We start from the raw sequence: 25,280 nt of genomic DNA, 5'->3' as shown, positions 1-25,280 counted from the left end.
TGCCGGGAATGTCCCAAGATGGTTCATCGTTCACCCATCTCGTACACATCTGACAAGACGCCCCCCTGGAGTCCCCCGCATGAAGGTCGAGATCTGGTCCGACATCGCCTGCCCTTGGTGCTACATCGGCAAGCGCCGCTTCGAGCAGGCCCTGGCGGACTTCCCGGGCAGGGAGCAGGTCGAGGTCGTCTACCGCCCGTACCAGCTGGTCCCGGACGCCCCCGAGACGGCGAGCCCGCACCGCGCCTGGCTGGCCGAGCGCTACGGCCCGCAGTCCGTGGCGATGGACGCGCACGTGGCGGAGCTGGGCCGCGCCGAGGGCATCACCTACGACTTCGACGCGGCGCTGCACGCCAACACCTTCCTGGGCCACCGCCTGCTGCACCTCGCCGAGGCCGAGTACGGCCCGGCCGTGCAGGGCCGGCTGAAGGAGGCGTTGCTCAAGGCGCACTTCACCGACGGCGTCGACGTCGGCGACCGCGCCGCGCTGACCGACGTCGCCGTGTCGGTCGGCCTGGACCGGGAGCGGGTGGCCGCCTACCTGGCGGGCGACGAGGGCGCCGCCGAGGTCCACGCCCAGCTGGCCGAGGGCCGCGAGCTGGGCATCACCGCCGTGCCGACCTTCGTCTTCGAGGGCAAGTGGGCGGTCCAGGGCGGCCAGGAGGCCGAGACCTTCCGCAAGGTGCTGGACCAGGTCGCCGCCGAGATCGGCGAGCGCCGGCCGGTGCCGCTCCAGGTGGCCCCGGCCGGCGAGGCCTGCGCGGACGGCTCCTGCGCGATCTGACGCAGCACCGCCCGGACCCCGCTACCCCGAGCCCTAACCCCGAGGCCCGTTTCAGTCGCACCTGAAGCGGGCCTCGGCCCAGTCCGCGACGTTCAGCGCCGACCAGATCCCGTGCACCGGGGTGACCACCAGCCGGATCGACTTCTGCCCGGCCAGCGGCACGTGCACCGGCACCGCGTCGTCGCCGGCGGCGAGCGCGCGGGAGCGCCACAGGGTGCTGCCGTCGCCGCCCTCGACGGTGAAGACCACCCCGCCCGGGGAGAGCGTGGCGTCGTCCACCCCGGCGACCGCGTCGAAGGACGTGCAGCTGCGGTTGAGGTCGATCAGGGTGGTCGCCGGGGCGTGCACGGTGATGGCGTGCGGGTGGTAGTCGCCGCCGATCCAGCCGCCCGGGCGCTGCCAGAAGTTGTCGCTGCCCTTCTGCCGGATGCTCGGCCCGGGCGGCGGCACCCGGTGGTGGCCGGGCTTGACCACGGGCAGCGAGTCGCCCCAGAACTCGGCGGGCGCGGGCGGCGTGGGCGGGGTGATGGTCGGGGTCGGCACCGGCGGCAGGGTGGGCGTCGGGACGACGGGTACCTCGGGCGTGGGCACCGGCGGCACGGTGGGGGTGGGGATGACGGGCACCGCGGGGACGGGCTTCGGGGCCGGCGGGCTGCTCGGCACGGGGGCCGTGGTCCTCGGCGCCCGGGTGGCGGCCGGGGGCTGCACGGCCTTGGGAGCCGGCGTGCTGCTGGGGCTCGGTGCCGGCTGCGCCGGGAGGGGCGCGGCGCTGTTCGGCGCCGGGGTGGGTGCGGGCGCGGGGACGACCGGGGCCGGAGCCGGGGGCGCCGGGGCGGCCGGTGCGCTGGTGGCCGGGCGAGCGGCCACCGGGGGCTGCGGCTCGGGCGAGCCGGTGAGCGCGTACGCGGCGACGGCGGCCGCGGCCACCGCGACGGCGGCGGCGATCCCGGCCTTGGCCGCGGTGCCCAGGCCCTCGCCGGCCACGGCAGCGGCCCCGCTCCCGCCCCCACCGGAGGCACCGGCAGCCGTACCGCCCGCCGCACCGGCAGCAGCCCCCGAGGACCCGGCGGTCGCCGCCGCCGTCCCCGCCGCCGCGCCGCCGACCGCGGCGACCCCGCCCACGGCGGCCGCCGCTGCGCCGAACCCGCCGACCCCGATCCAGACGAGCACGCCGCCGGGCAGCAGCGCGCGCAGACCGGTGTTGATCTCGGTCAGTTCCAGGCAGGCGGCCGTGCAGCGGTCGCACTCCCTGAGGTGGCGGCCGACCTCGGCCGAGGCCCGCTTGCGCAGCGAGCCGCGCGCGTACGCCCCGAGCCGGTTGGCGTACGCCTCGCACGCGCTGTCCTGGCTGCCGGAGACGTGCGCCTGCAGGAACGCGGCGGCGAGCCGGTCGCGGGCCCGGTGGGCCTGGACGGCGGTGGCGTTGGCGGTCTTGCCGAGCATCACCGCGACGGTCTTGGGCGACTCCCGCTCGACCTCGGTGTGCCAGAGCACCACCCGGTCGTCCTCGGGGAGTTCGGCGTAGGCCTGCATGACCATCCGCTGGTCGGCCAGCGCCATCGCCCAGGCGTCGGCGCCCGGGTCGGCGAGGTCGAAGTCGACCACGGCGGCCGAGGTCTGGGCGAACACGCTGAAGTCGTCGACGAGTTGTTCGCGCCGCTCGCTGCGGTGCCAGGCAGCGGCGACGTTGCGCACGGCGGTCAGCAGGTACGCGCGGACGGCGAACTCGGGGCCCTTGCCCGCTCTGAGCGCCTGGAGGGTGCGGGCGAAGACCTCGCCGGCGAGGTCCTCGGCGGTGAAGCTGTCCCGGCAGCAGGTGCGCGCGTAGCGGCGCACCGAGTCGGCGTGCCGGCGGTAGATCTCCTCGTACGCGGTGTCGTCGCCGGCCCGCACCCGGGCGGTCAACTCGGCGTCGGAGGCGGGGCGCTCGCCGTCCACCGGGTCGGCGGGGGCGGGCACGGTGGGGCGGGCGGGCACGGTGGGGCGGGCGGGCCGGCTGTCGCCGGTGTACGGCTCGCCGACGAACGCCTCGGGGGCGACGCCGCCCCGGCCCGCCGGGGCCTGGCCGGGCACCCGGCCCGGGGGCAGCGGGGCGGCGGCGGAGAGCGATTCGCGGCTGGGCATCCCGGCCTGGTCGGGGACGTGTCCGGCGGCCGAACCCGGTGCGGCACCCGGTACTTGGGCCGGCCCGACGGAGCCCCCGAGAGAACCCCCGACCGAGCCTCCGACGGAAGCACCGGCACCGCCGACACCACCGGGGGCGGGGTCGGCCCCGTCGGCGGTACTACCGGAGAGGCCTCCGAAGTCGAGGCCGTACCCGTAGTCGTTCTGTTCCTCGGCGCTCACAACGGACCCCAGATTCCACGACAGCCCCCGTAGTGTGGCAGGGCGCGCAGGAGTGCGTAGACGCACGGTTCCCCGGCGAACGGCGCCGACGGCGCGCGAAGGGCGCGCATCGGGACATTGGCTCCAACCACGGGCAAAGGATGGCATAGCGCAGGGACGGGCGGTAGCCGGACCGGCCGTTCCCCACTCTTCCGAGGGGTCGTCGCGGATGTGTTCGCCCAGCGTGCGGCGAAGGGTCGTGCGACGCCCGCACCCGGCGCGCGCGCCCGTTTCGCGCGCCGGTGATCCGTCCAACGCCGTTGCCCGCCGGGCGGGCGGGCCGCACCCCTCGGGGGTCTCAGCGCGCCCGCAGACCGTCCAGCAGGATCTGCAGCAGCCGGTCCGACGGCCCGTCGGCCGGCTGACCGTCCGACTGCGGGGAGACCGGCGAGAAGCCGCTCGCCGCGGGGGTCGAGACCGACGGACGGCTGGCGTGCACCGGCACCGAAGCCGTCAGCACCAGCACCACGTCCGACACCGTGACGCCCGGCCGCAGTTCGCCCGCCGCCCCGGCCCGCGCCACCAGGGCGGCCAGCAGCTGCAGCAGCAGCCGCGGATCGGCGTCGGCGGCCGACGGCTCGGCCGTCGCGCCGGAGCGGGCCTCCTCGCCGCGCAGGTCGAAGCGGACGGCGGCGGGCGGTTGCGGTGCCCGCTGTTCGGGCACCCGGCCCAGCTCCTCCGCGTACCGGAACGCCTCCGGGGGCAGCAGCCGCCCGGCGCCGCTGCTCACCGCCCGGGCCAGGTACCCGGCCAGCGCCTCCCAGGCGCCGTCGCCGCCGTACAGCGACTCCCGCGCCTGCGCGGTCAGCCAGGCCACCTCCTCGGCAGCGATCCGCTGGACCAGCACCTCCTTGCTCGGGAAGCGCCGGTAGACCGTGCCCACCCCGACCCCGGCCCGGCGCGCGACCTCCTCCATCGGTGCGCCGTAACCGAATTCGCCGAACACCTCGCGGGCCGCCCGCAGCACGCTCTCCAGGTTCCGCCGGGCGTCCACCCGCAGCCGGGCCCCGGGCACCGGCACGGCGCCCGGGGCGGGCTCGGTCCGGTACGGGACGGCGGCCCGCGCCACCCCGGCCTGCGCCAGGCCGGCTTGTGCCATTCCCGCCTGTGCCGTGCCCACCGGCGCCAGTCCCACCGGCACAGTTCCTGCCTGCGTCGGCAGGTCCACCGGGCCGCGCTGCTCGGGCACCATGCCCGGTCCGGCCTGCGGTGCACCCGCCCGCCCCAACACCTGGTCCTGTTCCATCATCCCAACTCTCCCCCGCAGGCGTCCGAATCCGGACCCTGTCGTCGCCCGCCCCTGCACCCCCCGGTGCAGCTCAGCCCGTCAGAAATGACCTGATGCCCCATCGCTCGTGCCGCCCGTCCGGTTCCGGTGACCACGGTTCGTGCCGCCGGGCCGGGTCCACGTCCGGCTCGGCGCGTCGGCACCGTCCGGGGCCCTGTCCGGGAACTACCCTTCCCCGGATGACTGCCGCCCAGTCGGGTTCTCACGCCAACGCTGGAACTGGCCGTAGTGGCCGCTCCACGGTGCGTCGCCGCCGATTGTCATGGCGACGGCCGCTCCAGTACACAATCCGACCATAGTTCACGGCTCTTCGCGGCCGAAAGTGCGTCAGAAAGTCGCCTGGCAAGCACAACTGGCCACGACGGTCACTCGCGTCGCAACCCGCACCATACGGACTGTGGACAAGACCACCCCCGCCGGTCCTTCATAGGGGGGCGTGATGGGGGACACCCCCGGCCGCGGGGCCGGGACGAAACGTCACACCGGCAGGAGGTGCACCATCAGGATCCTGATCGTCGGCGGCGGCTGCGCCGGGACGGCCACCGCGCTCCACCTCCAGCGGGGCCTGCGGGAGCGGCTGCGGCGCGGCGAGGTGGAGATCACCGTCGTCGAGCCCCAGGCCTACTTCACCTACCATCCTCTGCTCGCCGAGGTCGCGGCCGGCTCGATCGACCCCAGGCACGTGGTCGTCCCGCTGCGCCGGGTCCTGCCGGCCTGCCGGGTGCTCACCGCCCGGATCACCGCGATCGAGCACGCCGCCCGCCGCGCCCTGGCCGACGCCGCCGGCCCCGGCGAACCGCCCGCACCGGTCGAACTCCCCTACGACATCCTGGTGGTGGCCCCCGGCTCGGTCTCCCGCACGACCCCGGTGCCCGGCCTCGCCGAGCACGGCCTCGGCTTCTCCACCGTCGGCGAGGCGGTGAGCCTGCGCAACCACGTCCTGGAACAGCTCGACCTCGCCTCCGCCACCCGCGACCCCGCGCTGCGCCAGTCCGCGCTCACCTTCGTCTTCGTCGGCGCCGGCTACGCGGGCGTCGGCGCGCTCGCGGAACTGGAGGACATGGCCCGCACCGCCGTACGGGGCTACCACAACGTCCGCGCCGAGGACCTGCGCTGGGTGCTGGTCGAGGCGACCGACCGGATCCTCGCCGAGGAGTCGCCCGAACTCGCCCGGCACACCCTCGGCGAGCTGCGCGAACGCGGCGTCGACATCCGACTGGGCACCACCCTGGAGTCCGCCGTCGACCGGGTCGTCGCACTGTCCGACGGCAGCCGCTTCGGCGCCCGCACCCTGGTCTGGACGGCGGGCATCCGGCCCTCCCCGTTGCTGCGCGACACCGACCTGCCGCTGGACACCGTCGGCCGGGTCCGCTGTCTGGCCACCCTGCAGGCAGTCGGGCCGGACGGGCGCGCCCTGCCCGGCGTCTGGGCGGCCGGCGACTGCGCCGGCGTACCCGACCCGAACGCGGACGGCGCCCCCTGCGCCCCCAACGCCCAGCACGCCTTCGCCCAGGCCGAACTGCTCGCCCGCAACATCGCGGTCGCCCTGGACGGCGGGCCGCACGCGCCGGGCCTGGCCCCGTACCGGCCCGGCCCGGCCGCCTGTTCGACCTCGCTCGGCCCGCGCCGCGCCGTCGCCCACACCCGGAGCGGCGGCACGCTCACCGGTCGGCGGGCCTGGTGGCTGCACCGGGCGCGGCACCTGCGGCGGCTGCCGAGCACCGAGCGGCGGGTGCGGGTGCTGATGGACTGGGTGCTGGGCGGGGTGTTCTCGCGCGAGGCGGTCTCGCTGGGTGCGATGGAGCACCCGCGTTCGGCCTTCGAGGGCGGGTTCGACCCGAAGCCCGGCCGTCCGTCCGACGACCGGCCGGATGCTCCGCGGTGACGCCGGATGCTCCGCGCTGACCACCCCGGCCGAGGCGCGCCGGAGAGCTCTCGGGCGGCCACGCCGGGCGCGCGACTTCCGGAATCGGGCCTCCGCCTGACAGGATCAGCCCGACCTTGTCATTACCCCGTGTGCCGGTGCGTACACAAAAAGTGATGATATGCCTGGAAAACGAGGAAGCAGCCGTCGTTTGAACCTCATGCGCTGGAGCGCCCGGCTCACCGGAGCCCCCTGGCGTGCCGCCCCACCCGACGGGACCGGCACCGACGAGGGCGCGCCCTCCGCCGACGGTGTCGTCGTCCCCAGCCCCCGCGACCCGATCAGCCCCACCACCCCCGCCGCCGAACTCCTCGACCCGCACAGACCGCAGAACCTGCGCGAGGTCCTGAACCGCATCCCGGCCCCGGTCGCCGTCACCTACGGCCCGCTCCACCAGCTCGGCTACGCCAACCGCGCCTACCGCGACCTCTTCGGCGAACGCCCCACCGGCCTGCCCGCCGGCGAGGCCCTGCCGGAACTCGGCACCATGGGCGTCCTGCCCCTGATGGACCAGGTCATTCGCGGCGGCCGCCCGCGCAGCGTCAAGGCCCGGTGCATCCTCGGCCTCACCGGCAACCGCTACTACAACGTCTCCTGCGTCCCGCTCGGTCCCGGCGACACCACCGACACCCCCGCCGAAGGCCCGCCCTCCGGCGTCCTGATCTTCGCCGCCGAGGTGACCGACCAGGTCCTCGCCGCCGCGCGCCTGCGCGAAGCCGAACGCCGCCAGCGCGAAGCCGCCGTCACCCTCCAGCGCAGCCTGCTCCCGCAGAAGCTCGACCAGCCGGCGGACCTGCGGGTCGCCGCGACCTACCAGCCCGGCGGTGCCGAGGCCGCCGTCGGCGGCGACTGGTACGACGTCATCGCCATCGACGGCGGGCGGACGGCCCTGGTGATCGGCGACGTCATGGGCCGCGGTCTGCGGGCCGCCGCCGTGATGGGCCAGCTGCGTACCGCCGTCCGCGCCTACGCCCGCCTCGACCTGCCCCCGCACGAGGTGATGCGCCTGCTCGACGGCCTGGCCATGGAGATCGACGCCAACCAGATCGCCACCTGCACCTACGCCGTCTGGGACCCGCAGCGCCGCACCCTCTCCTACGCCTCCGCCGGCCACCTCCCGATGATGCTGCGCTGCCCCGACGGAACCATCCTGCGCAGCGAGGAGCAGAACGGCCCCCCGCTCGGCACCGGCGACGGCCTGCACGTCTCCCACACCCTGCGCCTGCTCCCCGGCACGACCGGCGTCCTCTATACGGACGGCCTGGTCGAACGCCGGGACGAGGACATCGACCAGGGCCTCGACCTCCTGGCCCGCACCCTCACCGGCGCCGTCGGCGCCCCCGAGGTGATCTGCGCCCGGCTGCTGCGGGCTATGGGGGTGACCTCGGAACACGACGACGACGTCGCCGTCCTGGCCTTCCACCTGCCGGCCGAGGAGAGCCCGGACCCGGGACTTGACTCGGCCATCCCCGAGGTCTAGTGTTCTTCGAGCTGCCTGGCAGGGAGCACCGGACACGCATCGGCGCGGACGGTCCCGGGGCAGCCAATCCTTCGAAACACCACTTCCCGGCTCGGGCTGGGTCGTTCATGCGTTTTTACGCTCAGCGGCTCGGCGCTATTCGGCGTGTTCGTTTTATCGGGTTGCGGCTGGATTCGCTTTTCGAAGCGGGGATCGGCTAGAGTTTGAAACGTCGGACGGGGCGTCAAGCCCCGGAAGACACCGGCGAGTTGGATGAACGAAGCCCCGGAAACGGAGCGGAAATCATCTGATAAGCTGGGAACACGAAAGAACGAAGCCCGGAGGGTCCGCTGGAAGGCGGTCCGAAGGAAGCGTCCGTTCCTTGAGAACTCAACAGCGTGCCAAAAGTCAACGCCAGATATGTTGACATCCCCGGCCTCAGGTTTCCTGGGGTTGGAGATTCCTTTTGAAATAACACTAGCGAGGACGCAGTGCGCGGGATCACCCTATTCCGGTGGTTGCCGTGCCGCTCAACGCGAGTGCCGCCCGATTACGGGTAGACATTCACGGAGAGTTTGATCCTGGCTCAGGACGAACGCTGGCGGCGTGCTTAACACATGCAAGTCGAACGGTGAAGCCCTTCGGGGTGGATCAGTGGCGAACGGGTGAGTAACACGTGGGCAATCTGCCCTGCACTCTGGGACAAGCCCTGGAAACGGGGTCTAATACCGGATATGACCCGGGAGCGCATGCTCTCGGGTGGAAAGCTCCGGCGGTGCAGGATGAGCCCGCGGCCTATCAGCTTGTTGGTGGGGTAATGGCCTACCAAGGCGACGACGGGTAGCCGGCCTGAGAGGGCGACCGGCCACACTGGGACTGAGACACGGCCCAGACTCCTACGGGAGGCAGCAGTGGGGAATATTGCACAATGGGCGAAAGCCTGATGCAGCGACGCCGCGTGAGGGATGACGGCCTTCGGGTTGTAAACCTCTTTCAGCAGGGAAGAAGCGCAAGTGACGGTACCTGCAGAAGAAGCACCGGCTAACTACGTGCCAGCAGCCGCGGTAATACGTAGGGTGCGAGCGTTGTCCGGAATTATTGGGCGTAAAGAGCTCGTAGGCGGCCTGTCGCGTCGGATGTGAAAGCCCGGGGCTTAACCCCGGGTCTGCATTCGATACGGGCAGGCTAGAGTGTGGTAGGGGAGATCGGAATTCCTGGTGTAGCGGTGAAATGCGCAGATATCAGGAGGAACACCGGTGGCGAAGGCGGATCTCTGGGCCATTACTGACGCTGAGGAGCGAAAGCGTGGGGAGCGAACAGGATTAGATACCCTGGTAGTCCACGCCGTAAACGTTGGGAACTAGGTGTTGGCGACATTCCACGTCGTCGGTGCCGCAGCTAACGCATTAAGTTCCCCGCCTGGGGAGTACGGCCGCAAGGCTAAAACTCAAAGGAATTGACGGGGGCCCGCACAAGCAGCGGAGCATGTGGCTTAATTCGACGCAACGCGAAGAACCTTACCAAGGCTTGACATATATCGGAAACGGCTAGAGATAGTCGCCCCCTTGTGGTCGGTATACAGGTGGTGCATGGTTGTCGTCAGCTCGTGTCGTGAGATGTTGGGTTAAGTCCCGCAACGAGCGCAACCCTTGTTCTGTGTTGCCAGCATGCCTTTCGGGGTGATGGGGACTCACAGGAGACTGCCGGGGTCAACTCGGAGGAAGGTGGGGACGACGTCAAATCATCATGCCCCTTATGTCTTGGGCTGCACACGTGCTACAATGGTCGGTACAAAGGGCTGCGATGCCGTGAGGCGGAGCGAATCCCAAAAAGCCGGCCTCAGTTCGGATTGGGGTCTGCAACTCGACCCCATGAAGTTGGAGTTGCTAGTAATCGCAGATCAGCATGCTGCGGTGAATACGTTCCCGGGCCTTGTACACACCGCCCGTCACGTCACGAAAGTCGGTAACACCCGAAGCCGGTGGCCTAACCCGTAAGGGGAGGAGCCGTCGAAGGTGGGACCAGCGATTGGGACGAAGTCGTAACAAGGTAGCCGTACCGGAAGGTGCGGCTGGATCACCTCCTTTCTAAGGAGCACATAGCAGCTTCGGGCGAATGTCCCGGAGTGCTCGCTCATGGGTGGAACGTTGACTATTCGGCACAGGAAGAGATCGGACTGCTAGTACTGCTTCGGCGTGGAACGCTTCCGGGATTGACTGTGTCGGGCACGTTGTTGGGTCCTGAGGGAACGGGTAACCGTTGTCTCAGTGGTTGCCGGCCTCACTTGAGGCAGCCCGGTTCGGGTTGTTGAGGGTGTGTGACTGGTCGTTGTTTGAGAACTGCACAGTGGACGCGAGCATCTGTGGCCAAGTTTTTAAGGGCGCACGGTGGATGCCTTGGCACCAGGAACCGATGAAGGACGTGGGAGGCCACGATAGTCCCCGGGGAGCCGTCAACCAGGCTTTGATCCGGGGGTTTCCGAATGGGGAAACCCGGCAGTCGTCATGGGCTGTCACCCGCTGCTGAACACATAGGCAGTGTGGAGGGAACGCGGGGAAGTGAAACATCTCAGTACCCGCAGGAAGAGAAAACAACCGTGATTCCGGGAGTAGTGGCGAGCGAAACTGGATGAGGCTAAACCGTTTTGGTGTGAGACCCGGCAGGGGTTGCCATTGCGGGGTTGTGGGAATGAGCTTCAGTCGTCTGCCGGCGGCTGGGCGAGTCAGAAACCGTATGGGTAGTCGAAGGACATGCGAAAGGTCCGGCGTAGAGGGTAAGACCCCCGTAGACGAAATCTGTACGGCTTGCTTGCTCATCTCCCAAGTAGCACGGGGCCCGAGAAATCCCGTGTGAATCTGGCGGGACCACCCGCTAAGCCTAAATATTCCCTGGTGACCGATAGCGGATAGTACCGTGAGGGAATGGTGAAAAGTACCGCGGGAGCGGAGTGAAATAGTACCTGAAACCGTGTGCCTACAAGCCGTGGGAGCGTCGTTCATCAGCTTGCTGGTGGGCCGTGACTGCGTGCCTTTTGAAGAATGAGCCTGCGAGTTTGCGGTGTGTAGCGAGGTTAACCCGTGTGGGGTAGCCGTAGCGAAAGCGAGTCCGAATAGGGCGACTCAGTTGCATGCCCAAGACCCGAAGCGGAGTGATCTAGCCATGGGCAGGTTGAAGCGCGGGTAAGACCGTGTGGAGGACCGAACCCACCAGGGTTGAAAACCTGGGGGATGACCTGTGGTTAGGGGTGAAAGGCCAATCAAACTCCGTGATAGCTGGTTCTCCCCGAAATGCATTTAGGTGCAGCGTCACGTGTTTCTTGCCGGAGGTAGAGCACTGGATAGGCGATGGGCCTTACCGGGTTACTGACCTTAGCCAAACTCCGAATGCCGGTAAGTGAGAGCGTGGCAGTGAGACTGTGGGGGATAAGCTCCATGGTCGAGAGGGAAACAGCCCAGAACACCGACTAAGGTCCCTAAGCGTGTGCTAAGTGGGAAAGGATGTGGAGTCGCAGAGACAACCAGGAGGTTGGCTTAGAAGCAGCCACCCTTGAAAGAGTGCGTAATAGCTCACTGGTCAAGTGATTCCGCGCCGACAATGTAGCGGGGCTCAAGCACATCACCGAAGTCGTGTCATTGCAGCATTGAGGGCCAACGCCTGCTGTGATGGGTAGGGGAGCGTCGTGTGCCGGGTGAAGCGGCGGTGGAAACCAGTCGTGGACGGTATACGAGTGAGAATGCAGGCATGAGTAGCGATACAAGAGTGGGAAACTCTTGCGCCGATTGACCAAGGGTTCCTGGGTCAAGCTGATCTGCCCAGGGTAAGTCGGGACCTAAGGCGAGGCCGACAGGCGTAGTCGATGGACAACGGGTTGATATTCCCGTACCCGCTTTGAAGCGCCAACGCTGAACCTCTTGATGCTAAGCCCGTGAAGCCGGCCCGGAGTCTTCGGACAAAGGGACGTGGTGGAGCCGGTGACCCAACGGGGTAGTAGGTGAGCGATGGGGTGACGCAGGAAGGTAGTCCAGCCCGGGCGGTGGTTGTCCCGGGGTAAAGGTGTAGGACGAACGGTAGGCAAATCCGCCGTTCACATAGTCTGAGACCTGATGCCGAGCCGATTGTGGTGAAGTGGATGATCCTATGCTGTCGAGAAAAGCCTCTAGCGAGTTTCATGGCGGCCCGTACCCCAAACCGACTCAGGTGGTCAGGTAGAGAATACCGAGGCGTTCGGGTGAACTATGGTTAAGGAACTCGGCAAAATGCCCCCGTAACTTCGGGAGAAGGGGGGCCATTCCTGGTGACGGGCCTTGCGCCTTGAGCTGGGGGTGGCCGCAGAGACCAGCGAGAAGCGACTGTTTACTAAAAACACAGGTCCGTGCGAAGCCGTAAGGCGATGTATACGGACTGACGCCTGCCCGGTGCTGGAACGTTAAGGGGACCGGTTAGCTCCATTTCGGTGGGGCGAAGCTGAGAACTTAAGCGCCAGTAAACGGCGGTGGTAACTATAACCATCCTAAGGTAGCGAAATTCCTTGTCGGGTAAGTTCCGACCTGCACGAATGGCGTAACGACTTCTCGACTGTCTCAACCATAGGCCCGGTGAAATTGCATTACGAGTAAAGATGCTCGTTTCGCGCAGCAGGACGGAAAGACCCCGGGACCTTTACTATAGCTTGATATTGGTGTTCGGTTCGGCTTGTGTAGGATAGGTGGGAGACTTTGAAGCGGCAACGCCAGTTGTTGTGGAGTCGTCGTTGAAATACCACTCTGGTCGTGCTGGATGTCTAACCTGGGTCCGTGATCCGGATCAGGGACAGTGTCTGGTGGGTAGTTTAACTGGGGCGGTTGCCTCCTAAAGGGTAACGGAGGCGCCCAAAGGTTCCCTCAGCCTGGTTGGCAATCAGGTGTTGAGTGTAAGTGCACAAGGGAGCTTGACTGTGAGACTGACGGGTCGAGCAGGTACGAAAGTAGGGACTAGTGATCCGGCGGTGGCTTGTGGAAGCGCCGTCGCTCAACGGATAAAAGGTACCCCGGGGATAACAGGCTGATCTTCCCCAAGAGTCCATATCGACGGGATGGTTTGGCACCTCGATGTCGGCTCGTCGCATCCTGGGGCTGGAGTAGGTCCCAAGGGTTGGGCTGTTCGCCCATTAAAGCGGTACGCGAGCTGGGTTTAGAACGTCGTGAGACAGTTCGGTCCCTATCCGCTGTGCGCGTAGGAGTGTTGAGAAGGGCTGTCCCTAGTACGAGAGGACCGGGACGGACGAACCTCTGGTGTGCCAGTTGTCCTGCCAAGGGCATGGCTGGTTGGCTACGTTCGGGAGGGATAACCGCTGAAAGCATCTAAGCGGGAAGCCTGCTTCGAGATGAGCACTCCCACCTCCTTGAGAGGGTAAGGCTCCCAGTAGACGACTGGGTTGATAGGCCGGATATGGAAGCCCTGTGAGGGGTGGAGTTGACCGGTACTAATAGGCCGAGGGCTTGTCCTCAGTTGCTCGCGTCCACTGTGTTGTTCTGAAACAACGACCGCCCTGCCGGCGGGTCGATAGTTTCATAGTGTTTCGGTGGTCATAGCGTGAGGGAAACGCCCGGTTACATTCCGAACCCGGAAGCTAAGCCTCACAGCGCCGATGGTACTGCAGGGGGGACCCTGTGGGAGAGTAGGACGCCGCCGAACAATTCTTCTGAAGAACCCCTGATCCATTCGGATCAGGGGTTCTTTGCATTTCCGGTGACGTATCGTCAGTGCATGGACGATCAGACAGCGGTCATTGCGAACGATGTGCTCCGGCCCGAGCAGCGCGACGGTGCTCTGCGTGTTCTGGCGGAGGCGCAGGCGGTGGACGGCCGGGCCGCCGTGTCCGAGCAGGGCCGACTCCGGCTGCGGACCGCGGAGACACCGCGCCCGGGCGTCATCCACCTCGTCGAGACCGAGTCCGGCCCCGCCACCGACTCCACAACCGATTCCGACGCCGTCCTCGGCTACGGCCAGCTCGAAGTCCCGCAGGCCCCGACCGCCAACCCCGCCGCCGAGCTGGTGGTCGACCCGGCCGCCCGCGGCCGGGGCCTGGGCCGTCTGCTGGTGGACGCCGTCCTGGCGGCGGCCCACGGCGCGGGCCGGGACGCGGTGGACTTCTGGGTGCACGGCGGCCACCCGGCGGCCCGGCACCTGGCCGAGTCGTACGGCGCCGAGCTGGTCCGCGAGCTGCGGCAGATGCGTCGCACCGGTCCGCAGACCGAGGAGGTGGTGGTCCCCGAGGGGATCGAGCTCCGCACCTTCCGTCCGGGGGAGGACGATGCCGAGTGGCTTCGGCTGAACGCGCTGGCCTTCGCGCACCACCCGGAGCAGGGGGCCTGGACCGAGCAGGACATGGCCGAGCGGATCGCCGAGCCCTGGTTCGACCCGGCCGGCTTCTTCCTCGCCACCCGCGGCGGCAAGGTGGTCGGATTCCACTGGACCAAGGTGCACCCGGCCACCGCCACCGAGCCGCAGCTCGGCGAGGTGTACGTGGTCGGGGTGGACCCGGCCGAGCAGGGCAGCGGCCTCGGCCGCGCGCTGACCGCCGCGGGCCTGCGCCACCTGACCGGCTCCGGTCCGGGCGAGCGCGGGCTCGGCACCGTACTCCTCTACGTCGACGCCGACAATCCGGCCGCTGTGCGGGTATATGAACGACTGGGATTCACCATTCACGAGGTGGACCTCATGTACCGCGCCCGGTACCAGAGCAACCAGAGCAACCAGACCAACTAGGTCAACCGGGCTAACCAGACCAATCAGGCCAACCACGCGAACGGGGCGCTCTGAAACAGCCCCCGACGGAACCCCGAGCGGACGCGGGCGAGGGACGGGACGGCAGCACCCCTTGCTCCGACCGACTCAGCTTTCCTCCTGGCCATGCGGTGTTTACCGTGGATTCAATTGCTGCCGCGAAGATCACAGGATGAAGTCCGTAGTGTCTCGCTCGTGCAGAGTCGACCGCCACACGCCGGCCGGTCCTGTACGGACCGCGCCCGGCGGATGGGCGCTGTTCCCGGGGTCGGTCCGGGGCGAGGGCGACGGCCCGCAGAGCCACACGCGTCCGGACACCGTCCTGCTGCTGGAGGAGCTGGAGCCCATGAGCATCCCCCGCCCCGTCTCTGCCCCGCTGTCGCCGCCGGCCAGGATGTCCAGTGCGCTGGGGGTCCCGCCGGAGCTGCCGACCGCGGACGAGCAGGAGTTCGAAGCCTTGCCGCAGGGCCGCTTCCTGGACCGCGAGCGCAGTTGGCTCGCGTTCAACGAGCGCGTCCTGGAGCTCGCCGAGGACCCGGGGATACCGCTGCTGGAGCGGGCCAAGTTCCTGGCGATCTTCGCGAGCAACCTGGACGAGTTCTTCATGGTCCGGGTGGCCGGCCTGAAGCGCCGGATCGCCACCGGCGTCGCCCAGCGCAGCTCATCGGGTCTTCAGCCGCGCGAGGTGCTGGACCTGATCTGGACCCGCTCGCGCGAGCTGATGGCCCGGCACGCCGCCGCCTTCCAGCAGGAGGTGCTGCCGGACCTCGCCACCGAGGGCATCGAGGTGGTCCGCTGGCCGGAGCTGGCGGAGAAGGAGCAGGCCCGGCTGCACACGCTGTTCCGGCAGAAGATCTTCCCGGTCCTGACCCCGCTGGCGGTCGACCCGGCGCACCCCTTCCCGTACATATCGGGACTCTCGCTCAACCTGGCCGTCGTGGTGCGAAACCCGGTCTCCGGGCACAAGCACTTCGCCCGGGTGAAGGTGCCGCAGTCGCTGGCCCGTTTCCTGGAGGCCTCGCCCCAGCGGTACGTCCCGCTGGAGGACGTCATGGGCGCGCACTTGGAGGAGCTGTTCCCGGGGATGGAGGTGCTGGCCCACCACGCCTTCCGCGTCACCCGCAACGAGGACCTGGAGGTGGAGGAGGACGACACCGAGAACATCCTCAAGGCCCTGGAGAAGGAGCTGATGCGGCGGCGCTTCGGCCCGCCGGTCCGGCTGGAGGTCGAGGAGTCGATCGACCCCTACATCCTGGACCTGCTGGTGCGGGAGCTGAACATCACCGAGGCGGAGGTCTTCCCGCTGCCCGGGCCGCTGGACCTGACCGGGCTGTTCGGGATCGCCGAGCTGGACCGTCCGGAGCTCAAGTACCCCAAGTTCGTGGCGGGTACGGCCCGCGGGCTGACCGACGTCGAGTCGGCCTCCCAGCCGGACATCTTCGCGGCGATGCGCGAGCGCGACGTCCTGCTGCACCACCCGTACGACAGCTTCTCCACCTCGGTGCAGGCCTTCCTGGAGCAGGCCGCCGCCGACCCGGACGTCCTGGCGATCAAGCAGACGCTGTACCGGACCTCCGGTGACTCGCCGATCGTGGACGCGCTGATCGACGCGGCCGAGTCCGGCAAGCAGGTGCTGGTCCTGGTCGAGATCAAGGCACGCTTCGACGAGCAGGCCAACATCAAGTGGGCCCGCAAGCTGGAGGAAGCCGGCTGCCACGTGGTCTACGGCCTGGTCGGGCTGAAGACGCACTGCAAGCTGTCGCTGGTGGTCCGCGAGGAGGGCGACACCCTGCGGCGCTACTCGCACGTGGGGACGGGCAACTACCACCCGAAGACGGCCCGGCTGTACGAGGACCTGGGCCTGCTCACCTCCGACCCGCAGGTCGGCGCCGACCTCTCGGACCTCTTCAACCGGCTCTCCGGCTACTCGCGCCGCGAGTCCTACCGCCGCCTGCTGACCGCCCCGCGCGGACTGCGCGACGGGCTGGTCTCGCGGATCCACAACGAGATCGCCCACCACCGGGCGGGCCGCCCGGCCTACGTGAAGCTCAAGGTCAACTCGATCGTCGACGAGGCCGTGATCGACGCGCTGTACCGGGCCTCGCAGGCCGGGGTGCCGGTGGACGTCTGGGTGCGCGGGATCTGCGCGATCCGTCCCGGTGTTCCGGGGCTGAGCGAGAACATCCGGGTCCGCAGCATCCTGGGCCGCTTCCTGGAGCACTCCCGGGTGTTCGTGTTCGGCAACAACGGCGATCCGGAGGTCTGGATCGGCAGCGCCGACATGATGCACCGCAACCTGGACCGCCGGATCGAGGCGCTGATGCGGATCACCGATCCGGCCCACCGCGCCGAGCTGTCCGGGCTGATCGACCTCGGGGTGTCGGACGAGACGCAGTCCTGGCACCTGGGGCCGGACGGCGCCTGGACCCGCCGCTCGCAGGACGCCGAGGGCCGGCCGCTGCGGCACGTCCAAGATCTGTTGATCGACTCGCGCCAGCGCCGCCGGGCCGCCACCTCGCGCTGACGCGTCCACTGATGCGAAGCCGCCGGGGCGGCGCGCCTGCCACACTCTCACGGGCAGCCACTCCGGCGGTCGGCCACCAGCTCCGGGGGACGGCCCCGGGGGAACGGGGATCTACCACGCCATGACCGATGCGCCGATGACGGCCCAGGCGGCCTCCACCGCGACCGCCGGGGACATCCTTTCCCGCCACCTCACCGCCCAGGCCGGCGCCTTCCTGCGCGCCCTGCCGCTGGCGGTGGGGGAGGTCGGCGCCAGACCCGGGACGGCCTCGGTCGTCCCGGCGGCGGGCACCTCGGACCTGCTGCGGGCCGTCCGGCGGATCGGTGGGCTGCTGCACACCTTCGGCGCGGTCTTCGAGCCTGTCTGGGCGCAGGAGTCGCGCACCGAGCTGCGCTGGCTGCTGAACCTGCTGGCGCTGGAGCCCGGGTACGTCCGCCGCTCGGCCCGGTTGCTGGGCGCACTGGACTCGCTCAGCGGCACCGACCCGGACGGGGCGGGCATGCTGGCCGGCCACGCGGGCGCGCCCAAGGCGCGGGCGCTGCTGGACCGCCAGCTCACCCTGGCCAGGACCCGGGCGCACTCCACGGTGCTCCAGGAGCTCCGCTCGGCCCGGCTGCACGCGCTGGCGGACCGGATGACGCTGCTCGTCGGCGAGGCGCCGCTGCTGGAATCGGCGGGCGGCCGGGCGCCGGCGGTGCTGCTGCCGCAGGCGGCCGCCGCCTTCGCGGCGCTGTCCGCGACCGCCGCGCAGCTGCCGCTGCACCGGGCCGCGACGCCGTACGGCGGGGACGGGCTGCGCCGGCTGGGCGCGGTGCCGGCGGCCCGCGGCGCAGTGGACGCGGATGCGGCGCTGGCGGCCGACGACGCGCCCTGGTCGCGGCTGCGGATCCTGGTCAAGCGCGCCCGGTACGCGCTGGAGGTGTGCGGCCGTCCGGCGTCCGAGCTGGACGAGCTGGACGCGGTGCTGGCCCGGCAGCAGGAGGCGGCGGACGCCGCGGTCACCGCCGCCACCGCGGCGCGCACCCCGCGGATCACCCCGGCGACGGCGTACGTGCTGGGCGTGGTGCACGCCGACCAGCGGCTGGAGGTGGAGTCGGCACGGTACGCCTTCGGCCGCCGGTGGCCCGACCTCCAGCCCGGCCCGGACGGCTGGCCGGACCTGTCCGCGGCGGAGGGCTGGGGGCACCCCGCCGTCCCGAGGACGGTCTGAGGTGGGCGAGCGCCCGGGCACCACGCCCACGGGCAGCACGCCCACGAGCACCACCACCAGCCCGTCCACGCCCCCGACCGGCCGCGCCCCGGTGATCCTGGCGGCGGGCGCGGTGCTGTGGGTGCCGGGCCGGCTGAAGAAGAGCGGCCGGCTTGGGCGGCCCCGGATCGCGCTGATCCACCGGCCGAAGTACGACGACTGGAGCCTGCCGAAGGGCAAGCTCGACCCCGGTGAGGGCGTGGCCGAGGCGGCGCTGCGCGAGGTGTGGGAGGAGACCGGGTTCCGCTGCCTGCTCGGCCCCGAGCTGCCGGCCCAGCACTACCGGGTGCAGGGCCGTCCGAAGGAGGTCCGGTACTGGGCGGCGGTGCCGTCGACGGGCGCCTTCCGGCCCAACCGCGAGGTGGACCGGCTGGAGTGGCTGCCGGCCGGGAAGGCCCGTGCGCGGCTCACGTACGACCACGACCGGTTGCTGGTCGACGCCCTGCTGGTGATGCTGGGGGCGAAGCCGGTGCGGACGGAGGGGTTCCGCCGGTGAAGGAACGGTGGAAGTGATCCCGCCGCGCTCTCGCCGTGACGCAACCGTTACTACCTGACGTAGTTTCCTGTCATCCTTTCGAGGTTCACTCGCCGTTCACTTGCGACCGGCTGTCGTGTCACTTACTCGGCCTAACTTCGGGACCACCGGAGGGCCGCACGGGCCCCGGACCACAGCAAAACCCGCTCTGCGCCGTACCTCGTACGGCCCCTGCACCGGGCAATGCCACAGAAAGGGACACCCCAGTGAAGCTCCAGCGGAACGGCCGCTCCAAGGCCCTCGCGATCGGTGCCATGGCGCTCGTCAGCTCGCTGTCGCTCGCCGCCTGCGGCTCGGACAACAACAACACCACCACCGCGTCCGGGTCCGGCTCCAGCGGCTCCGCCGCGGCCGGTGCCGCGATCAACTGTGGCAAGTCCGGTTCGCTGATCGCCGCCGGTTCGACCGCCCAGGGCACGGCGATCGACGTCTGGAAGACCAACTTCGGCGCCGCCTGCTCCGGCACCACCATCAACTACCAGGGTGTGGGCTCCGGCGCCGGCATCCAGCAGTTCACCCAGGGCAAGGTCCAGTTCGCCGGCTCCGACTCGGCCCTCAAGCCGGCCGAGGTCGACGCCACCAAGGCGGTCTGCACCGGCGGCCAGGGCATCGACCTGCCGATGGCCGGCGGTCTGATCTCGCTGGTCTACAACGTGGACAACGTCGACAACCTGGTCCTGGACGCCCCGACCGCCGCCAAGATCTTCGACTCGCAGATCACCAAGTGGAACGACCCGGCCATCGCCGCCCTCAACCCGGGCGCCAAGCTGCCGGACGCCGACATCCAGTCGTTCCACCGCTCGGACGACTCCGGCACCACCGACAACCTGACCAAGTACTTCGCCGCCGCCGGCCAGGGCGCCTGGGCCTACCCGTCCAGCAAGACCTGGGCGGCCAAGGGCGGCCAGTCGGCCAACGGCAGCGCCGGTGTCGCGGCCCAGGTGAAGCAGGTCAAGAACTCGATCAGCTACGTCGAGCTGGCCTACGCCCAGACCAACAGCCTGAAGAGCGCCGCCATCAACACCGGTGCCGCCAAGCCGGTCGAGGCCACCGCCGCCAACGCCGCCAACACCTTCGCCAAGGCGCAGGTCGCCGGCACCGGCAGCGACCTGGCGCTGAAGCTCGACTACGCGACCAAGGACGAGGGCTCGTACCCGCTGGTCCTGGTCACCTACGAGATCGTCTGCGACAAGGGCAACAAGGCCGACACCCTGGACACCCTGAAGTCCTTCCTGACCTACACCGCCAGCGACGCGGGTCAGAAGGCGGCCGGCGACAAGGGCTACGTCCCGCTGCCGAAGGAGCTGACCGGCAAGGTCAACGCCGTCATCCCGACCCTGGCCTGATCCGACGGGACCACCGGTGGAGCGGCCCCGTGAGCGAGGGGGGCCGGGGCCGCCCCACCGGAACACACCGAAACCCAGCACCACGTCCGGGGCACCGCCGCCAGGGTGCCGTCCCTCTTCCGGGGCGGCGCCACCAGACCGGAGTAGACCAATGACTTCATCCTCCCCTGCCGCCCCGCGAGGCAGGGAACGCCGACGGCGCGACAGCCGGGTCGGCGACAAGATCTTCATGAACCTCGCCCGTGGCTCGGGCATCCTGCTGCTGGTCATCATGGCCGCGATCGCCGGCTTCCTGGCCTGGCGCTCGGGCCTGGCCCTCAGCAAGAACGAGGGCAACTTCCTGACCTCCTTCGAGTGGGCGCCGGACGCCCCGAAGCCGGTCTTCGGCATCGCGGTGCTGGCCTTCGGCACCATCGTGAGCGCCGTGATCGCCATGGCGATCGCCGTCCCGGTGGCCATCGGGATCGCGCTGTTCATCTCGCACTACGCGCCGCGCCGGATCGCCCAGCCGTTCGCCTACCTGGTGGACCTGCTCGCGGCCGTCCCCAGCATCGTCTACGGCCTCTGGGGCGCGCTCTTCCTGGTGCCGCACATGGACGGCCTGACCAGCTGGCTCAACGAGTACCTGGGCTGGACGTACATCTTCGACCAGACCAAGACCGGCACCCCGCGCAACCTGTTCACCACCGGCATCCTGCTGGCGATCATGGTCCTGCCGATCATCACCGCGGTCTCCCGCGAGGTGTTCCGCCAGGTGCCGCGGATGCACGAGGAGGCGGCGCTCGCGCTCGGCGCGACCCGCTGGGAGATGATCCGCACCGCCGTGCTGCCGTTCGGCCGCCCCGGCATCATCTCGGCCTCGATGCTCGGCCTCGGCCGCGCGCTCGGCGAGACCATCGCGGTCGCGGTGGTGCTCTCCTCCAGCAACATCCTGTCGCTGCACATCCTCGACGCGGGCGGCGGCACCTTCGCGCAGAACATCGCGCTGAAGTTCGCCGAGGCCGGCGACAACGGCCGCAACGCGCTGATGGCCTCCGGCCTCGTCCTGTTCGTCATCACCCTGCTGGTGAACGGTGCCGCGCGACTGATCATCGCCCGCCGCAAGGAGTACTCGGGGGCCAACGCATGACCACCGCCGTCGTCGAGGACGCCCGCCCGCTGGGCCGTCCGCTGACCGCCAACCGCCTGCCCAAGTGGGCCCCGGCCGCCGTGGCCGCCGGCTCGATCGCCCTCGGCTGCGGGATCGGCGCGGTCGCCGGCCTCGCCAGCCACCTCCAGTGGGGCCTGATCTCGGCCGCGCTGTTCCTGCTGATCAGCTACGGCCTCTCGGCCCGGGTCGAGGGCCGCCGTCAGGCCAAGGACCGGTTCGCCACCTCGGTGGTCTGGGTCGCCTTCATCCTGGCCGTCGTCCCGCTGGTCGCCCTGACGGTCTACACCGTCCAGCAGGGCATCGCCGTGGTCGACGGGAACTTCCTGAGCCACTCGATGAAGGGCGTGCTCCAGTCCGGTCCCGGTGGTGGCATCTACCACGCGCTGATCGGCACCCTGGAGCAGGTCGCTCTGGCCACCGCGATCGCCGCCCCGATCGGTCTGCTGACCGCCGTCTACCTGGTCGAGTACGGCCGCGGCAAGCTCGCCAAGACGGTCACCTTCTTCGTCGACGTCATGACGGGCATCCCGTCGATCGTCGCCGGTCTGTTCGTCCTCTCGGTCTGGAACCTCGCGCTGGGCTTCGGCTACTCCGGCTTCTCGGGCAGCCTCGCGCTGGCGATCCTGATGATGCCGGTCGTGGTCCGCTCCACCGAGGAGATGCTCAAGCTCGTCCCGAACGAGCTGCGCGAGGCGTCGTACGCGCTCGGCGTGCCGAAGTGGAAGACCATCCTGCGGATCGTCCTGCCCACCGCGATCGGCGGCATCACCACCGGCGTGATGCTCGCGGTCGCCCGCATCACGGGCGAGACCGCCCCGGTGATGATGCTGGTGTTCGGCGCCGACTACATCAACAACAACCCCTTCGAGGGACCGCAGCAGTCGCTGCCGATGTACATCTGGACGCAGTACTCGCAGGTCAACAACGACTTCGGCTACGCCCGTGCCTGGGGCGCGGCGCTGGTGCTGATCGCCTTCGTGATGGGGCTCAACCTCATCGCGCGGGGCATCGCCCGCTGGCGCTCGCCCAAGGGCGGACGCTGACCGACCGACTGACGTACGAGACAGACGAGAGAAGCAACGATCATGGCCAAGCGCATCGACGTCAGCGGACTGTCGGCCTACTACGGCACCACCAAGGCCATCGAGGACATCTCGATGAGCATCGAGCCCCGCTCGGTGACCGCCTTCATCGGCCCCTCCGGCTGCGGCAAGTCCACCTTCCTGCGGACCCTGAACCGGATGCACGAGGTGATCCCCGGCGCCCGGGTCGAGGGCAAGGTCCTCCTGGACGACGAGAACCTGTACGCCTCCACCGTCGACCCGGTCGCCGTGCGCCGCTCGGTCGGCATGGTCTTCCAGCGCCCGAACCCGTTCCCGACCATGTCGATCTACGACAACGTGATCGCCGGCCTCCGGCTCGCGGGCGTGAAGAAGAAGTCCGTGCTGGACGAGGTCGTGGAGCGCTCGCTGAAGGGCGCCAACCTCTGGAAGGAGGTCCACAACCGGCTGAACAAGCCGGGGGCCGGCCTCTCCGGCGGTCAGCAGCAGCGCCTGTGCATCGCCCGCGCCATCGCGGTCGAACCGCAGGTCCTGCTGATGGACGAGCCCTGCTCCGCGCTCGACCCGATCTCCACCCTCGCCATCGAGGACCTGATCGGTGAGCTCAAGGAGCAGTTCACCATCGTCATCGTGACCCACAACATGCAGCAGGCGGCCCGCGTCAGCGACCGCACCGCCTTCTTCAACCTGGCCGGCGTCGGCCAGCCGGGCAAGCTGGTCGAGCTGGACGACACCCAGCGGATCTTCTCCAACCCGTCGGTCCAGGCGACCGAGGACTACATCTCCGGCCGCTTCGGCTAGACCGGCACCGAGCTGCTCCACGGTGCTGCATGGCGGTGCCGCCGGGGAGCATGAGAAGGGCCCGCCCCCGAGATGTGGGGGCGGGCCCTGTCGCGTGCCGGACCGTCCGGGCTCAGCCCCGGACCACCGCGGCTCAGCCCCAGAACAGGTGGACGAACCAGTACACCAGCGCGGCGACGATCGCGGCCGCCGGCATCGTGATGAACCAGCCGAGCACGATGTTCTTGGCGACGCCCCAGCGCACCGCGCGGATCCGCTTGGTGGCCCCCACGCCCATGATCGCCGAGGTGATCACGTGGGTGGTGGAGATCGGCGCCTTGTAGACGAACGAGGTGATGTACATGACCGCCGAGGCGGTCGTCTCGGCCGCGAAGCCCTGCGGCGGGTCCAACTCGATGATCTTGCGGCCGAGGGTCCGCATGATCCGCCAGCCGCCCGCGTAGGTGCCCAGCGAGAGCATCGCGGCGCAGGAGATCTTCACCCAGACCGGGATGTCGTAGGTGGCCTGCTGGCCGGAGATGACCAGCGCCATCACCACGATGCCCATGGTCTTCTGGGCGTCCTGCAGACCGTGCGCCAGGGCCATCGCGGCGGCCGAGGCGGTCTGGGCGACCCGGAAGCTGCGCTTGGCCCGGTGCGGATTGGCCCGGCGGAAGATCCAGAGGATCGCCAGCATCACCAGGAAGCCGCCCACCAGGCCGACCACGGGCGAGACGACCATCGGGATGACGATCTTGTCGACGACACCGTCCCAGATCACCTCGGTGCCACCGGCCAGCGCCGCGCCCACCAGCCCGCCGAACAGGGCGTGCGAGGAGGAGGACGGCAGGCCGTAGTACCAGGTGACGAGGTTCCAGACGATCGCACCGATCAGGGCGGCGAACAGGATCGCCATCCCCTGGTCCCCCTTGGGGGTCTCGATGATCCCCTTGGAGACGGTGTGCGCCACACCGCTGCCGAGGAAGGCGCCGGCCAGGTTCATCACCGCGGCCATCGCCAGCGCGGCCCGGGGGGTGAGCGCCCGGGTCGACACCGAGGTGGCGATCGCGTTCGCCGAGTCGTGGAAGCCGTTGGTGTAGGTGAAGAAGAACGCAACGCCGATGACGACGATGAGTGCTGCCATGTCCACGGGGGTCAGGACTCCTTGACGGCGATGGTCTCCACCGTGTTGGCGACGTGCTCGAACGCGTCCGCCGCCTCCTCAAGGACGTCCACGACCTGCTTCAGCTTGAGCACCTCGATGGCGTCGTACTGACCGGAGAACAGGTGGGCGAGCAGCTTGCGGTGGATCTGGTCGGCCTGGTTCTCCAGCCGGTTGACCTCGATCCAGTACTCGGTGAGGTTCGACATGCTCCGCAGGTTCGGCATCGCCTCGGCGGTCAGCTCGGCGGCCCGCGCCAGGACCTCGATCTGCTGCTCGATCCCCTTCGGGAGGGTCTGGATGTCGTAGAGGACGACCAGGTCGACGGCCTCCTCCATGAAGTCCATGATGTCGTCCAGCGACGAGGCGAGGCTGTAGATGTCCTCGCGGTCGAAGGGCGTGATGAAGGACGAGTTCAGCTGGTGGAAGACGGCATGGGTGGTGTCGTCCCCGGCGTGCTCGGCGGCGCGCATGCGCTCGACGATCTCCGCACGGGCCGACACGTCTGATCCCAGCAGCTCCAGCAGGAGCTTCGATCCGACGACGAGGTTCTCCGCCGCGGCGGCGAACATGTCGTAGAAGCTCGTCTCCTTCGGGGTCAGGCTAAAACGCACGGAAATCTCCGATGTGCGGGGTAGGGACTGAACGATGCTAGGTGCAACCAAGCGCGATCACGCAAACGGGGGGCCGAGGAAGGAGTCGGAACCTCCCCTTCCGTTCGGCTGCCGCACCGGCCGATTTCCGACCGCACCGCCACGTGCCGACGCGAGCCCCCAGTCTGACGGAACCTCGCCCGGATTGTCCTCGTCGTGCGTGCGCGGGACCGGGGCGCCGCTCAGACGGGTGAACCGCCGGACGTCCCGGGCCG

At 69.3% G+C, this 25,280-nt stretch carries 14 protein-coding genes, 3 rRNA genes and 1 pseudogene; 14 read left to right on the top strand and 4 right to left on the bottom strand.

The genetic code is table 11. The features are described from left to right. Positions 1–79 precede the first annotated feature (79 nt). Entirely contained in the window at positions 80–784 is a 705-nt protein-coding gene (locus tag BX285_RS04195) for a DsbA family protein (RefSeq protein WP_121174490.1), read from the top strand. 51 nt (positions 785–835) lie between these two features. Here the strand turns inward: BX285_RS04195 and BX285_RS04190 are convergent, their stop codons facing one another. Together BX285_RS04190 and BX285_RS04185 are read right to left on the bottom strand one after the other, a co-directional pair. After that, positions 836–2,908: a sigma-70 family RNA polymerase sigma factor gene (locus tag BX285_RS04190; RefSeq protein WP_259470426.1), complete on the bottom strand. Its 2,073-nt coding sequence runs from the start codon at positions 2,906–2,908 to the stop codon at positions 836–838. A 559-nt stretch (positions 2,909–3,467) separates the two neighbouring features. Beyond that, positions 3,468–4,418, bottom strand: a complete 951-nt coding sequence (locus BX285_RS04185) for a TetR/AcrR family transcriptional regulator (RefSeq protein ID WP_306458861.1) — start codon at positions 4,416–4,418, stop codon at positions 3,468–3,470. Positions 4,419–4,896: 478 nt separating this feature from the next. On the opposite strand from BX285_RS04185, the gene BX285_RS04180 reads away from it, so the two are divergent. The 13 genes and pseudogenes from BX285_RS04180 to pstB all read left to right on the top strand — a co-directional run bounded on the left by BX285_RS04180 (position 4,897) and on the right by pstB (position 23,271). Next, the gene (locus BX285_RS04180; RefSeq protein ID WP_121177229.1) at positions 4,897–6,342 is read left to right on the top strand and encodes an NAD(P)/FAD-dependent oxidoreductase; all 1,446 of its coding nucleotides are present in this window, start codon (positions 4,897–4,899) and stop codon (positions 6,340–6,342) included. Between the two features lie 190 nt (positions 6,343–6,532). Beyond that, positions 6,533–7,837, top strand: a pseudogene (locus tag BX285_RS04175) (SpoIIE family protein phosphatase); the annotation flags it as partial. Positions 7,838–8,403: 566 nt separating this feature from the next. Then, positions 8,404–9,927: ribosomal RNA gene (locus BX285_RS04165) — 16S ribosomal RNA — on the top strand. 277 nt (positions 9,928–10,204) lie between these two features. After that, a 23S ribosomal RNA gene (locus tag BX285_RS04160) occupies positions 10,205–13,325 on the top strand. Positions 13,326–13,396: 71 nt separating this feature from the next. Further along, a 5S ribosomal RNA gene (rrf, locus tag BX285_RS04155) occupies positions 13,397–13,513 on the top strand. Together the 16S, 23S and 5S rRNA genes form the textbook arrangement of a ribosomal RNA operon. Before the next feature lie 72 nt (positions 13,514–13,585). Further along, positions 13,586–14,587: a mycothiol synthase gene (gene mshD / locus BX285_RS04150; RefSeq protein ID WP_121174486.1), complete on the top strand. Its 1,002-nt coding sequence runs from the start codon at positions 13,586–13,588 to the stop codon at positions 14,585–14,587. Between the two features lie 364 nt (positions 14,588–14,951). Beyond that, positions 14,952–17,129 carry an RNA degradosome polyphosphate kinase gene (locus BX285_RS04145; protein WP_097236713.1) on the top strand — a complete coding sequence of 726 codons (2,178 nt, stop codon included), beginning with the start codon at positions 14,952–14,954 and terminating at the stop codon, positions 17,127–17,129. 121 nt (positions 17,130–17,250) lie between these two features. Beyond that, positions 17,251–18,339, top strand: a complete 1,089-nt coding sequence (locus BX285_RS04140; protein ID WP_121174485.1) for a CHAD domain-containing protein — start codon at positions 17,251–17,253, stop codon at positions 18,337–18,339. Positions 18,340–18,430: 91 nt separating this feature from the next. Then, on the top strand, positions 18,431–18,874 hold the full coding sequence (locus BX285_RS04135; protein WP_398900905.1) for an NUDIX hydrolase: 444 nt from the start codon (positions 18,431–18,433) through the stop codon (positions 18,872–18,874). 245 nt (positions 18,875–19,119) lie between these two features. Continuing rightward, positions 19,120–20,259, top strand: a complete 1,140-nt coding sequence (gene pstS, locus BX285_RS04130) for a phosphate ABC transporter substrate-binding protein PstS (RefSeq protein WP_179852794.1) — start codon at positions 19,120–19,122, stop codon at positions 20,257–20,259. A gap of 151 nt (positions 20,260–20,410) precedes the next feature. Beyond that, positions 20,411–21,388 carry a phosphate ABC transporter permease subunit PstC gene (gene pstC / locus BX285_RS04125; protein ID WP_097236711.1) on the top strand — a complete coding sequence of 326 codons (978 nt, stop codon included), beginning with the start codon at positions 20,411–20,413 and terminating at the stop codon, positions 21,386–21,388. Beyond that, complete coding sequence (gene pstA / locus BX285_RS04120; RefSeq protein ID WP_097236710.1) at positions 21,385–22,452, top strand: phosphate ABC transporter permease PstA; 1,068 nt, start codon at positions 21,385–21,387, stop codon at positions 22,450–22,452. Before pstC ends, pstA begins: the two co-directional genes overlap by 4 nt. A gap of 42 nt (positions 22,453–22,494) precedes the next feature. Beyond that, positions 22,495–23,271: a phosphate ABC transporter ATP-binding protein PstB gene (pstB, locus tag BX285_RS04115; protein ID WP_097236709.1), complete on the top strand. Its 777-nt coding sequence runs from the start codon at positions 22,495–22,497 to the stop codon at positions 23,269–23,271. Positions 23,272–23,404: 133 nt separating this feature from the next. Here the strand turns inward: pstB and BX285_RS04110 are convergent, their stop codons facing one another. Further along, positions 23,405–24,400 (bottom strand): inorganic phosphate transporter, encoded by a 996-nt coding sequence (locus BX285_RS04110; protein ID WP_097236708.1) that lies wholly within the window; start codon positions 24,398–24,400, stop codon positions 23,405–23,407. Between the two features lie 5 nt (positions 24,401–24,405). Beyond that, positions 24,406–25,026: a DUF47 domain-containing protein gene (locus BX285_RS04105; protein ID WP_030059626.1), complete on the bottom strand. Its 621-nt coding sequence runs from the start codon at positions 25,024–25,026 to the stop codon at positions 24,406–24,408. Between the last annotated feature and the right edge of the window lie 254 nt (positions 25,027–25,280).

This window comes from Streptomyces sp. 1114.5 (assembly GCF_003635085.1).
Taxonomy (GTDB): domain Bacteria; phylum Actinomycetota; class Actinomycetes; order Streptomycetales; family Streptomycetaceae; genus Kitasatospora.
The sequence above is the reverse complement of the archived record's forward strand: the minus strand, read 5'-3'. Positions and strand labels throughout refer to the sequence as shown.